This is a genomic window from Stenotrophomonas sp. STEN008, assembly GCF_056760435.1.
On record NZ_JBRRET010000014.1, the window covers coordinates 1 to 12476 of the forward strand.

Consider the following 12476-nt stretch of genomic DNA (forward strand, 5'->3'; position numbering starts at 1 on the left):
GCTGGGTTTTGTTTATAACACACTGGGGCTGGGGCCCCCTAAAACCCATCGTTGGGGGCTGGGCCGCGCCACCCCGGCCGCGGACACCCCTGCACAACCCACCCGCCCGGCCACGGACAGGTTCCGTGCGCGTCAGCCACGGAGTGAAGAAGGAAAAGCGAAAAGCGGGTCGCTTCGCTGCGCTTGCTCGGAGCGGAGCATGGCTCCGCTCTACAGAGGATTCATCGACCTACGAAAATTCATCTCCTGGACGAATTCATCCACGCAAGACGTGGACCAACCAGACGCGCCAGGAGACTGTCGGAGGTGGGGCGGGGGGGGGGGGGGGGGGGGGGGGGGGGGGGGGGGGGGGGGGGGCCCCCCCCCCCCCCCGGGGTATGTGCGCGCCCCCCCCCCCCCCCCCCCCCCCCCCCCCCCGCCAAACCCTCGGCCCCGCTGTTGCTGTTGCCGTTGCCGTTGCTCCGGCTTCAACGGCGGGTGCAGGGCCGCAGGCCCTGCAATGCAGAACCCCTTACTTCACCCGCAGGCGGCTGTGCCGGAAGCCGTAGCAGAAATAGATCACGAACCCGAAGAACGTCCACACGCCCATCAGCATCCAGTTGTGCATGGTCATCGCCGACAGCAGCGCCAGGCAGCTGAGCACGCCCAGGCTGCAGATCAGCCACGCCATCGGCATGCGGAACGGGCGCGGCAGGTCCGGTTGGGTGCGGCGCAGGATCAGCACGCCCGCACACACCGCCGCGAAGGCGATCAGCGTGCCCATCGAGGTCAGTTCGCCGAGCACGTCCAGCGGGAACAGCGCAGCCAGCAGGGCGATGCCGATCCCGGTGATGACCGTATTGATATGCGGAGTGCGGTACTTCGGATGGATCCGGGTGAACACGGGCGGCAGCAGGCCATCGCGACCCATGATCATGAAGATGCGCGGCTGCGCGATCACCATCACCAGTACGACCGAAGAAAGGCCGACCAGTGCCCCGATTTCCACCACCACCCGCAGCCAGCCCAGCTGGGGATGCGCCGCGACGGCGGTGACCACCGGCTCATCGGTGCCGAGCAGGGTGTACGGCACCAGGCCGGTCATGACGGCCGCCATGGCGATGTACAGCACCGTGCAGACCACCAGCGAGAGCATCATGCCGATCGGCATGTCGCGCTGCGGACGGTGTGACTCCTGTGCCGCCACCGAGACCGCCTCGAAACCGATATAGGCGAAGAACACCATGGCAGCGCCACGCAGCACGCCCTCCATGCCGTACTTGCCGGGCCCCTGGTTCTCCGGAATGAACGGGGTCCAGTTGGCCGGATCGACGTACTTCCAGCCAACCACGATCACCAGCACGATCAGGCCGGTCTTGAGCACCACCATGGCCATGTTCATGGCCGAGGACTTGCTGATGCCCACGTAGCACAGCCAGGTCAGCAGCAGCACCAGGATGGCCGCGGGCAGGTTGGCGATCGCGCCGGTCGGGCGCAGCTGCCCGTCCAGCGGTGCGCTCACCAGCGCGGCCGGCAGGTGGATGTCGAAGTGACTGAGCAGGCTGAGGAAGTAGCCGGTCCAGCTGACCGCCACTGCCGAGGCGGACACGCCGTACTCCAGCACCAGCATCCAGCCGATGAACCAGGCCGAGAGCTCGCCGAAGGTGGCATAGGTGTAGGTATAGGCGCTGCCCGAGACCGGCACCATCGAGGCGAACTCGGCGTAGGCCATGGCGCAGAACGCGCAGCAGATGGCGGCCAGCACGAAGGACAGCATGATGGCCGGGCCGGCATGGTTGGCTGCGGCCTGCCCGGTGATGACGAAGATGCCGCCGCCGATCACTGCGCCGATGCCCAGGGCGGTCAACCCCCAGGGTCCGAGGTGGCGGCGCAGGCTCAGGCCATTGGCGTCTTCATGGGCGGCATGCGGGTGCTTGGTGGCCCAGAGTTGCTTGAACATGTGTGGGGATCTTGTCGATGCGCGCCGGGTGGGCGCGCGGGCGGAAACACTGGCAGGAGCAGACGGGCCGGCGCAGGGCCGGCCCGCAGGTTCAGGCGGACTTGGCCAGCTTGCTGTTGCGCATGCCGTAGCCGAAGTAGATCAGCAGGCCCAGCACCGTCCAGCCGACGAACAGATGCCAGTGCACCACGAAGGCCTGCCAGAACAGGAACAGGCAGGCCGCCGCGCCCAGCGGGCAGATGATCCACACCACCGGGACGCGGAACGGACGATGCAGCTCCGGACGGGTATAGCGCAGAACCAGCACGCCGATGCATACGGTCGCGAACGCCAGCAGGGTACCCATCGAGACCAGTTCGCCCAGCACGTTCAGCGGCATCAGGCCGGCCAGTGCCGCAGCGATCACACCGACCACGATCGTGGCCCAGTACGGGGTGCGGAAGCGGGCATGGACCTTGCCGAAGAACTTCGGCAGCAGGCCGTCGCGGGAGATCGTGTAGGCGATGCGGGTCTGGCCCATCATCATCACCAGCACCACCGAGGACAGGCCGGCGATGGCGCCGATCTCGACTGCGGTCTTCAGCCAGGACAGGCTGGCATAGGGCTCCAGCGCGGTGGCCACGGGCTTGTCGGTGCCCAGCAGGTGATACGGCATCATGCCGGTCAGCACGGCGCAGACGATGATGTAGACGAGGGTGCACACGGCCAGCGACCCGAGCAGGCCGATCGGCATGTTGCGCTGCGGGTCCTTGGTTTCGCCGGCTGCGGTGGAAACCGCGTCGAAGCCGATATAGGCGAAGAACACGATGGTGGCGGCACGGAACACGCCGCTCCAGCCGAACTCGCCGGATACGCCGGTGTTTTCCGGAATGAAGGGCTGCCAGTTGGCCGGATCGATGTGGGCGGCGCCGAAGCCGATGAACAGGCAGATCACGGTGACCTTGATGGCCACGATGATGGCGTTGACGAAGGCCGACTGGGTCACGCCGACGTACAGCAGGCCCGAGACCGCAGCGACGATCAGGACCGCCGGCAGGTTGAACAGCTTGCCGGAAGAGATGAACTCGCTGCCGGTCCATGCGATCGGTGCCGCACTGAGTGCGTCAGGGAACGGCATGTGCAGCGTGGTGGTGATGAAACTGATCAGGTAGGCCGACCAGCCCACCGCGACCGAGGCCGAGGCGAACAGGTACTCCAGTACCAGACACCAGCCGATGAACCAGGCCATGCCCTCGCCGAGCGTGGCGTAGGAGTAGGAGTAGGCGCTGCCCGATACCGGCATCATCGCGGCGAACTCGGCGTAGCACAGGCCGGCGAGTGCACATGCGATGCCGGCGAAGACGAACGAGAGCATCACTGCCGGGCCGGCGTGGTTGGCCGCGGCCTGACCGGTCAGTACGAAGATGCCTGCACCGATCACCGCCCCTACGCCAAGCAGGATCAGGTGTTTCGCCGTGAGGGTCCGTTTCAGCGTGGCTTCGCCGTCCAGGCTGCCTTCGATGGGTTCGCCGGCATCGACGTGCCCGGCCGGTTGCACCGGCTTGACCCTCAACAGAGCTTTCAGCATGCAGTACTTCCCTAATGATCGGTTTGGGGGCCGTCGATACGTTGCCGGCAGCCCTGAATGGTGAAGGCCGCGCGAACGGCCCGCTGTACCTTAGCCAAAGCTGAAGCCAACGCACAAGCGCAATCGCAACAATGAGCGGCGATAATGAACAGTATTTTTCCGAACCACCCCCATTCATGAGCCACACCGCCGAAACCCTTGCCGCGCTTGATGATCGCCTGCGCAGTCTGCTGCGGGACCATGCGCGCCTCGAGCCCGCCCACGACGCCCTGGCTGCCGAATTCGGCACATTGCTGGACGATCCGGAAGATCCGTTCCGGCGCGAGCGGTTGGCCGGCCACTTCACCGCCAGCTGCTGGCTGGTCAGCGCCGATGGCCAGCGCCTGCTGCTGACCCACCACCGCAAGCTGCAGCGCTGGCTGCAGCTGGGCGGCCACGCCGACGGCGACCGCGACCTGGCCCGGGTGGCGCTGAAGGAGGCAGAGGAGGAGTCGGGGCTGTCCGGGCTGGTGCTGGACGATCCGGCGATCTTCGACCTGGACAAGCACTGGATCCCCGAACGCGGGGACGTGCCGGGGCATTGGCACTACGACGTGCGCTTCGTGATCCGGGCGCTGGGTGGCGAGGACTTCGTGCTCAGCGAGGAATCGCTGGACCTGGCCTGGCGGCCGGTGACCGAAGTCGCGGCCGACCCGGAATCGGACGAATCGATGCAGCGCATGGCGCGCCGGTGGTTGGCGCGCTGACGGGGACGTCCACCTCATGCGCGGGCCGCCGGGCATGGCCCGGCGCTACCGTGATCGTGTGGACAGTGCCGGGCCGTGCCTGGCGAACCTTCAATCAATACAGGATGCGGGTGCGCAACGTGCCCGGAATGGCTGCCAGTTCTTCGCGCACCGCGGTGGCCTGCTCCTCGCTGGCGGTGATGTCGATCACCACGTAACCCACCTTCGGGTCCGTGCGCAGGAACTGGCCGTCGATGTTGACGTTGTGGCGCGAGAAGATCTCGTTGACCTTGGACAGCACGCCCGGCACGTTCTGGTGGATGTGCAGCAGGCGCAGGCTGTCTTCGTGTTCGGGCAGGGTCACTTCCGGGAAGTTGACCGCCGACAGGGTGCTGCCGTTGTCGCTGTAGCGCACTAGCTTGGCGGCGACTTCCACGCCGATGTTGTCCTGCGCTTCCAGCGTGCTGCCGCCGACATGCGGGGTCAGGATCACGTTGTCGTGGCGGGTCAGCGGTGATTCGAAGATGTCGCCGTTGCCCTTCGGCTCCACCGGGAACACATCCAGTGCAGCCCCACCGACATGGCCGCTGGCCAGCGCTGCGTCCAGCGCATCGATGTCGACCACGGTGCCGCGCGCCGCATTGATCAGGTGCGCGCCCTTGCGCATCTTCGCCAGCTCGGTGCTGCCGATCATCCACTGCGTGGCCGGGGTCTCCGGCACGTGCAGGGTAACGATGTCGGCACGTGCCAGCAGGTCGTCCAGGCTGGCCGCGGCACGCGCATTGCCCAGCGCCAGCTTGGTTTCCACGTCGTGGAAGATCACCTGCATGCCCAGCGATTCGGCCAGCACGCCGACCTGGGTGCCGATGTGGCCGTAGCCGATGATGCCCAGCGTCTTGCCCCGTACCTCATGGCTGCCGCTGGCGGACTTCGACCAGCCGCCGCGGTGGCATTCAGCGTTCTTCTGCGGGATGCCACGGGTCAGCATGATCGCCTCGGCGATCACCAGTTCGGCCACGCTGCGGGTGTTGGAATAGGGCGCGTTGAACACCGGGATGCCGGCCAGCTCGGCCGCGTCCAGATCGACCTGGTTGGTGCCGATGCAGAAGCAGCCCACCGCGATCAGGCGCTTGGCCTCGGCCAGCACCTCGGCGCTGAGCTGGGTGCGCGAACGGATGCCGACGATATGCGCCTCGGCGATGCGCGCCTTCAGTTCGTCCTCGGGCAGCGCCTTGGTGTGCGCCTCGATCTGGCTGTAGCCGGCGGCGCTGAATACCTCCACGGCGGTCTGGCTGACCCCCTCCAGCAACAGCACGCGGATATCCTGCTTCGGGAACGAGGTCTTCTTCGGCGACATGGGGCAACACGGCCAGTGGGACAGGGGCTGACCACTATGCCAGATCGGACCGCCCATGGTGCAGTGCGCAATTGGTTGCATCCGTAGCTATCTGTGCGGCACTGCGGGGCTGGACGCTGGCGCGTGCCACTGGCACGCTTGCCCGTTCGTCACGCACCGCGCTGGACCGACATGACCGATTCCCGCATTGCCTCGCTGCTGCAGGCCTGTCCCGGCCTGAAGCTGAAGACCGACCCATCCGACCTGGAGCATTACGGTCGCGACTGGACCCGGCGCTGGACGCCGGCGCCGCTGGCGATCGCGCTGCCGGCCACGGTCGAGGAGGTGCAGGCGGTGATGCGCTGGAGCGCGGCCGAAGCGGTTGCGGTCGTGCCCTCCGGCGGCCGTACCGGGCTGTCCGGCGGCGCGGTAGCCGCCCACGGCGAACTGGTGCTGAGCCTGGAACGGATGAACAAGGCCCTGGCCTACGACGCGGTCGACCGGACCCTGGTGGTACAGGCCGGCATGCCGCTCGAAGCGCTGCACAACGCCGCGCTGGAGCATGGATTGATCTATCCGGTCGACTTCGCCGCGCGCGGATCGTGTTCGATCGGCGGCAACATCGCCACCAATGCCGGCGGCATCCGCGTGATCCGGTACGGCAACACCCGTGAATGGATCGCCGGGTTGAAGGTGGTCACTGCCAGCGGCGAGCTGCTGGAATTGAACAAGGGCCTGATCAAGAACTCCAGCGGCTACGACTTCCGCCAGCTGCTGATCGGTTCAGAAGGCACGCTGGGCGTGATCGTCGAGGCAACGGTGAAGCTGACCGATCCCCCGCCGGCCAGCAACGTGATGCTGCTGGCGTTGCCCAGCTTCGAGGTGCTGATGCAGGTATTCGCCGCCTTCCGCGCGCGCCTGCAGCTGCAGGCGTTCGAGTTCTTCACCGACCGGGCGCTGGAACACGTGCTGGCACATGGTGCGCAGGCGCCGTTCGACGAAGTGCATCCGTACTATGTCGTGACCGAGTTCGCTGCCAATGATGAGGCACAGGAAGCCGCGGCCATGGCGGCCTTCGAGGACTGCATGGGCAACGGCTGGGTCAGCGACGGCGTGATCAGCGCCAGCGACGCACAGGCGGCCCAGCTGTGGCGCCTGCGGGAGGGCATCACCGAATCACTGGCGCGCTACAAGCCCTACAAGAATGACGTCTCGGTGCGTATCTCGGCGATGCCGGCATTCCTGGCCGAGACACAGGCGCTGATCGGCCAGGCTTATCCACACTTCGATGTGGTCTGGTTCGGCCATATCGGCGACGGCAACCTGCACATCAACGTGCTGAAGCCGGACGACACCAGCGACGCCGAGTTCCTTGCGCAGTGCGAGCAGGTGACCAAGCTGCTGGCGCAGGTGCTGGCGCGTTTCGATGGCAGCATTTCGGCCGAACACGGGATCGGCCTGGTCAAGAAGGGTTACCTGGACAGCACGCGCGGGTCGGCGGAAATCGCGTTGATGAAGGCGGTCAAGCGCGCGTTCGATCCCGAAGGGCGGCTGAACCCGGGCAAGCTGTTCGACGCCTGATCTGGGCAAACCCTTCACGCACCCGTTACGCTCCTCCCATTCCTTCAACCGGCCTTCGACCGATGATCCGACCGTTCCTGCTGATTGCCCTGCTGTCCCTGCCGCTGGCCGGCTTCGCTTCCAGCTTCGCCGGCACCTCGGCCGGTTCGGCAACCGGTGCATCGTCCGGCTCGTCGGGCAGCAGCTCGGGTGACGACAAGGTCGTGCGCGCAGCGCGCGATGATGCCGCGGCCTTTGTCGCCAGCGACGGCCATATCCGTGGCGCGCGCCTGCAGGCCGCGCTGGTCCATCTGCGCGAGCAGGACGCTGCCGCGCAGCAGCAGAGCGATCTGGAACTGGCGCGCGCCCTGCTGGCGCGTTGATCCGGGCCGCATGCCGCCCGCGGTTTCGTTTGCCGTGGCGCCGGCCGATGCACGGCTGAACGTCTTGCGTACGCGGGCAGCAGCAGATGCCGGCCGCGACCCGGCGCTGTCCAAGCGTGCCCTGCATGCAGGATGGGGTATCGCATTGGCGTGGCTGGCGATACCGGTGGCGCATGCGACCGACCGCCTGCAGCTGGACCCCGCAGGCCTGGACCCAACACAACAACGGCTGGCCCGGCAGACCCTGGCCGACGTGCAGTCGCTGCTGCCCGAGGGGCTGCTGCGCGCGTTGCCGCCGCAGGTGCAGGTGCGCTGGAGTGAGGCCCTGCCGGCCGATGTGCACGGTCGGGCCTTTGGCGGACGCGTGTCGCTGCGTCGCGACCTGCTGGATGAGGAGGTGCCCGGCGCCCGCCGCGCGCGACGCAGCGCGCTGGTGCACGAACTGGCCCACGTTGCCGACCGCAACGGTGCAGGCTGGTCGCGCAGCGCGCGCTGGCGCGATCTGTCCGGCTGGCAGCGCAGGCCGTGGCATCTGGGCCGCGGTGACAATGATTTCCGTGACCGCAGTCCGGATCCCTACGAGCTGACGGATGCGGCCGAGTACCTGGCAGTGAATGCCGAGCATTTCGTGCTCGATGGTGCGTTCGCCTGCCGCCGTCCAGCCCTGGCGCAGTGGTACCGGGCGCATTTCGGCACGCCGCCATCGCTGCCACGCCCGCACTGTGAGGCAACCCTCCCACTGCTGCAGGCCGAAGCGGAGGAGGGGGCAGCCTCGTTGCTGCAGCTGGATCCCGCGCGCGTCTATGCGGTGGACTACCTGTTCGCCGAAGGCAGCCGGCAGCCGATGAGCCGCTGGGGCCACAGCATGCTGCGGCTTGTCATCTGCCGGCCGGGCCGGACGCCGGGACCGGCGTGCCGGCTGGATCTCGAACATCACCGCGTGCTGTCCTTCCGCGCGTTCGTGGGCGATGTGCAGATTTCCAACTGGCGTGGCCTGACCGGCGACTATCCTTCGCGCCTGTTCGTGCTGCCGCTGCAACAGGTGGTGGATGAATACACCAAGGTCGAGCTGCGTGGCCTGCAGTCGCTGCCCCTGCGCCTGCAGCGCGAAGAAATCGCCAGCCTGCTGGAACGCACCGCGCAGGTGCATTGGACCTATGATGGACGCTACTACTTCGTCAGCAACAACTGCGCGGTGGAGACTGCGAAACTGCTGCAGGCCGGCGTGCCCCGGCTCGGCCAGGCCGGGCTCGCCCAGCTCACCCCGCGGGGACTGCGGCGTCGGCTGGCACGGCTGCATGTTCTGGACGACCAGGTCCTGGCGGATCGGGCGGGTGCGCAGGCGCAGGGGTATTACTTTGCTTCCGCGCGTGATCATTACCAGCAGCTTTTTTCCGTGGCTGCCACCCAGCTCGCCTTGCCGGCGCGCGACGTGCGCGCATGGCTGAATCTGCCCGCGCGCGAGCGCGGCCCCTGGCTGCTGCAGGGTGATCTGCGCGCAAGTGCTGGCCTGCTGCTGCTGGAACAGGCCGCGCAGCGACGCGCGGAGCTGCGCGCGCGTGATGTGCTGAAGCGTAGTCTGCTGGCGGCGCCGGAGAGCGCTGAGGCACGCAGTCTGCGTGAACTGCTGGACCTGAGCGGGCAGTGGCTGCGTCCTGGGGAGCTGCTGGCGGACGGCGGCTACGGCTTGCCGCTGCCCGAGGAACAGGTACTGCTGGCCGACCGCGTTGCGCTGGCCAGCGCCCAGGCGGTGCCGGCATGGCGGACCCTGCGCATGCAGCTGCGACAGCAGCTGCCGGCGTCGCAGCGGGGGGAACTCGATGACATCGACGCGAACCTGGCGGCGCTGGGTGAGCGTCTGCGACGGCAGGCGACGCCTACTGACGCGGCAGTTCGATGACGAAGCGGCTGCCGCCGCTGCCACCGGGCGCGCAGTAGACCTTTCCGCCATGTGCATCGGCAATGGCCTTGACCACGGCCAGGCCCAGGCCGCTGCCACCGCCCTGGCGCGAACGTGAACCGTCGGCGCGCATGAAGGGGCTGAAGATGTCCGCGTGCAGTGCCGGATCGATGCCGGGGCCCTCATCCTCGATGGCAACCTGCACGTGTCCCGGGGTGTCATGCACGGCGATCCGCACCCGGCCCGGGCTGGCGTAGCGGCGTGCGTTCTCCAGCAACGCAAGAAGCGCCTGCCGCAGGCGGGTCGGATCGCAGTGGGCGTTGTGCTCCTCGCGGCTGGTCTCCAGTTCCAGCACGAAGCCGGCCGCGCGGAACTGGGGATCGACCAGGGTCATCACCGAGTGCACTTCGGCCACCACATCGGTACGGGCGCGGCGCACGTCCAGCCGGGCGTTGTCCGCCAGGCTCAGCACGCGCAGATCCTCGATCAGCCGCGACAGCCCTTCCACCTGCGCCAGCAGGCTGCGGAACTGCGATTCGTCGGGGTGGAACACGCCTTCGGCCAGGCCCTGCAGGCGACCGCGCAGGATGGTGACCGGCGTGCGCAGTTCGTGGGCGATGGCGGCGTGCCACATCATCCGTTCGCTTTCCATGTGCTGCAGGCGGCGCGCCATCGCGTTGAAGTCGTCGACCAGCGCGGCGACCTCGCCGGGAGAGTTGCCGTCGGCGCTGGCACGTGCGCCCAGGTCGCCGCTGGCCAGCGCGCGCACGCTGTCGACCAGCGAATTCAACGGGGACAGGATACGGTGGGCGAGGCGGAACGATGCGGCGATCGCAAGGGCCAGCCCGGTCAGGATGACACCGACCATCCAGGCCAGTTCGGGACCGGTGGGCAGCCAGCTTTCCGGCTCGACCGTACTGGCCGGCGAAAACTCGACCAGCACCGCATACAGCAGCCAGGACGAGAGGATCATCATCACGATGACGCCGATCACCATCAGCGACATCGAGACGACGATGTGCCGGCTGAGCCCGGACCGGCGCATCAGCGGTCGGCCATCAGGCGGTAACCGACGCCGCGCACGCTGGCCGGGATGTTGACCATGCCCACGTCGTCCAGCTTGCGGCGCAGCTTGCTGACATGGCTGTCGACCGTGCGCTCCAGCGCTTCACTCTCAGGCAGGCATTCATGCATCAGTTCGCTGCGGCTGAAGATGCGGGTCGGTGCCAGGGCCATGCAGTGCAGCAGCTTGAACTCGGTCAGCGTCAGCAGGACTTCATGGCTGTAGCCATCGCCTTCCACATGCACGGCATGGGTTGCCGGATCGATCAGCAGCTGCCCGATGCGCAGTGCCGCCGGTGCATCCACGCGTGAGGATCTGAGCGTCCGCCGCAGCACCGCGCGCACGCGCGCAGCCACCTCGGCCGGGTTGAACGGCTTGACCACGTAGTCGTCGGCACCCATGCGCAGCGCGGTCAGCTTGTCCAGGTCCTGGTCGAGCGCGGTCAGCATGATCACCGGCGTTTCCCCGCGCTGGCGCAGCTGGCTCAGCACGCTCCATCCGTCCAGCCGCGGCAGTTGTACATCCAGCAGGACCAGGTCCGGACGCATGTTGCGGTGCAGGTCCAGTGCACTGTGGCCGTCGCCGGCGCGCAGGGTGCGCAGGCCCTCACGTTCAAGATAGGCAGTGAGGATGTCGGCGATCTCGGCCTCGTCCTCCACGATCAGGACCAGGGCGGCGAGGGCAGTGGAGGCGTGCATGCGTGGATCAGGCCATAAGGTGCTTGCCTCCATCGTATCTCCACACTTCCTCCATCGAAACCCCATCATCGCCGCGCAGACTGCGCGCTTCATGACCTATCCGCCGCGCCTGCGGCATTGTGCACAGCAATGAGAACCTTCAGGACCCCGGCCGCGTTGATCGCGGTCCTCGCCTTGGCCATGACGGCCTGTTCCTCGCCCGAAGCCAGCCCCGAACCCGCACCGCGCGTGAGTGTGGTCACCGTCGGCCCACAGGTCGTGCAGCGCGACGATGAGCTGCCGGGCCGCGTGACGGCCGTGCGTACCGCACAGATCCGTGCGCAGGTCGGCGGCATCGTGCAGCGTCGCCTGTTCGAGCAGGGGGCCGAAGTCACCGCCGGGCAGGCGTTGTTCCAGATCGATCCGGCGGCCTTCCGTGCGGACGTCGATTCAGCGCTGGCGGCCCTGCAGCGCAGCGAGGCGGCGCTTGCCCGCAGCCGTGTGCAGTCGCAGCGGCTGCACGCCCTGGCGGCGGCGCAGGCCGTCAGCCAGCAGCATCGCGACGACGCCAGCGCCGAGTACGAGCAGGCGCGCGCCGCGGTGAATGAAGCCCGGGCGATTCTTGCCCGCCGCCAGCTGGACCTGCGCTATGCGACGGTCAGCGCGCCGATCAGCGGACGCATCGATCAGGCATGGGTGACCGAGGGAGCGCTGGTCGGCGTGGCCGATGCCGAGCCGATGGCGGTGGTGCAGCAGATCGACCAGGTCTACGTGGATGTTCGCCAGCCTGCGTCCCAGCTGGAGTCGCTGCAGCGCAGCGCCGCGAGCGGTGGACAGTCGTCGGTGGCGATCATCGGCCCGGCGGGCCGGCCGTTGTCGGAACGTGGCGAGCTGCTGTTCTCCGGCATCAGCGTCGATGCGCGTACGGGCGACGTGATGCTGCGCATCCTGGTGAACAACCCGCAGCGCCAGCTGCTGCCCGGAATGTACGTACGGGCAAGAGTGCCGCGCGGTGCTCCGTCCAGTGCGCTGGTTCTGCCGCAGCAGGCCGTACTGCGCAGTGCCGGTGGTCAGGCCTACGCCTGGGTGGTCGGCAGTGACGGCAAGGCGGTGATCCGCACGCTGGAGATCGATGGCAGCGTGGATCGGCAGTGGCTGGTCCGGAATGGCCTGAAGGCGGGCGAGAAGGTGGTCGTCGAAGGCCAGGAGCGCCTGCAGGAGGGCGTGGTGGTCCAGATGCACGACTGGTCACGGCCCGTCGCCATTGCCGGGGCTGCACCGTCAGGTCGTCAGGGCTGAGTCCGCCAGGACCCGGCCGATCCAGGA

General features: G+C 67.7%; 10 protein-coding genes. 5 read left to right on the forward strand and 5 right to left on the reverse strand.

What is annotated here, in order from left to right:
• Nucleotides 1-511: 511 nt before the first annotated feature.
• Nucleotides 512-1939 (reverse strand): amino acid permease, encoded by a 1428-nt coding sequence (locus tag ACVOME_RS08955; protein WP_053519498.1) that lies wholly within the window; start codon nt 1937-1939, stop codon nt 512-514.
• Nucleotides 1940-2030: 91 nt separating this feature from the next.
• The gene (locus ACVOME_RS08960; RefSeq protein WP_053519499.1) at nt 2031-3506 is read right to left on the reverse strand and encodes an amino acid permease; all 1476 of its coding nucleotides are present in this window, start codon (nt 3504-3506) and stop codon (nt 2031-2033) included.
• Between the two features lie 131 nt (nt 3507-3637).
• Between ACVOME_RS08960 and ACVOME_RS08965 the strand changes: the two genes are divergently transcribed.
• Nucleotides 3638-4252, forward strand: a complete 615-nt coding sequence (locus ACVOME_RS08965; RefSeq protein WP_081279755.1) for an NUDIX hydrolase — start codon at nt 3638-3640, stop codon at nt 4250-4252.
• Nucleotides 4253-4346: 94 nt separating this feature from the next.
• Here ACVOME_RS08965 and serA read toward each other — a convergent pair whose 3' ends face one another.
• Nucleotides 4347-5588: a phosphoglycerate dehydrogenase gene (gene serA, locus ACVOME_RS08970; protein ID WP_111186471.1), complete on the reverse strand. Its 1242-nt coding sequence runs from the start codon at nt 5586-5588 to the stop codon at nt 4347-4349.
• A gap of 171 nt (nt 5589-5759) precedes the next feature.
• Here serA and ACVOME_RS08975 point away from each other — a divergent pair, with 171 nt between their 5' ends.
• The 3 genes from ACVOME_RS08975 (at nt 5760) to ACVOME_RS08985 (ending at nt 9410) form a co-directional block, all read left to right on the forward strand.
• Nucleotides 5760-7148: an FAD-binding oxidoreductase gene (locus tag ACVOME_RS08975; protein ID WP_193396330.1), complete on the forward strand. Its 1389-nt coding sequence runs from the start codon at nt 5760-5762 to the stop codon at nt 7146-7148.
• 62 nt (nt 7149-7210) lie between these two features.
• Nucleotides 7211-7510, forward strand: coding sequence for a DUF2388 domain-containing protein (locus ACVOME_RS08980; protein WP_481504996.1), 300 nt, complete (start codon nt 7211-7213; stop codon nt 7508-7510).
• Between the two features lie 10 nt (nt 7511-7520).
• Nucleotides 7521-9410: a DUF7844 domain-containing protein gene (locus tag ACVOME_RS08985; RefSeq protein WP_481504997.1), complete on the forward strand. Its 1890-nt coding sequence runs from the start codon at nt 7521-7523 to the stop codon at nt 9408-9410.
• Here the strand turns inward: ACVOME_RS08985 and ACVOME_RS08990 are convergent.
• Entirely contained in the window at nt 9388-10455 is a 1068-nt protein-coding gene (locus tag ACVOME_RS08990; protein WP_053519504.1) for an ATP-binding protein, read from the reverse strand. The genes ACVOME_RS08985 and ACVOME_RS08990 overlap by 23 nt on opposite strands.
• Complete coding sequence (locus tag ACVOME_RS08995) at nt 10455-11171, reverse strand: response regulator (protein ID WP_180876004.1); 717 nt, start codon at nt 11169-11171, stop codon at nt 10455-10457. The genes ACVOME_RS08990 and ACVOME_RS08995 overlap by 1 nt, the downstream gene beginning before the upstream one ends.
• 129 nt (nt 11172-11300) lie before the next feature.
• On the opposite strand from ACVOME_RS08995, the gene ACVOME_RS09000 reads away from it, so the two are divergent.
• The gene (locus ACVOME_RS09000) at nt 11301-12449 is read left to right on the forward strand and encodes an efflux RND transporter periplasmic adaptor subunit (protein ID WP_111186469.1); all 1149 of its coding nucleotides are present in this window, start codon (nt 11301-11303) and stop codon (nt 12447-12449) included.
• The last annotated feature ends 27 nt before the right edge of the window (nt 12450-12476 follow it).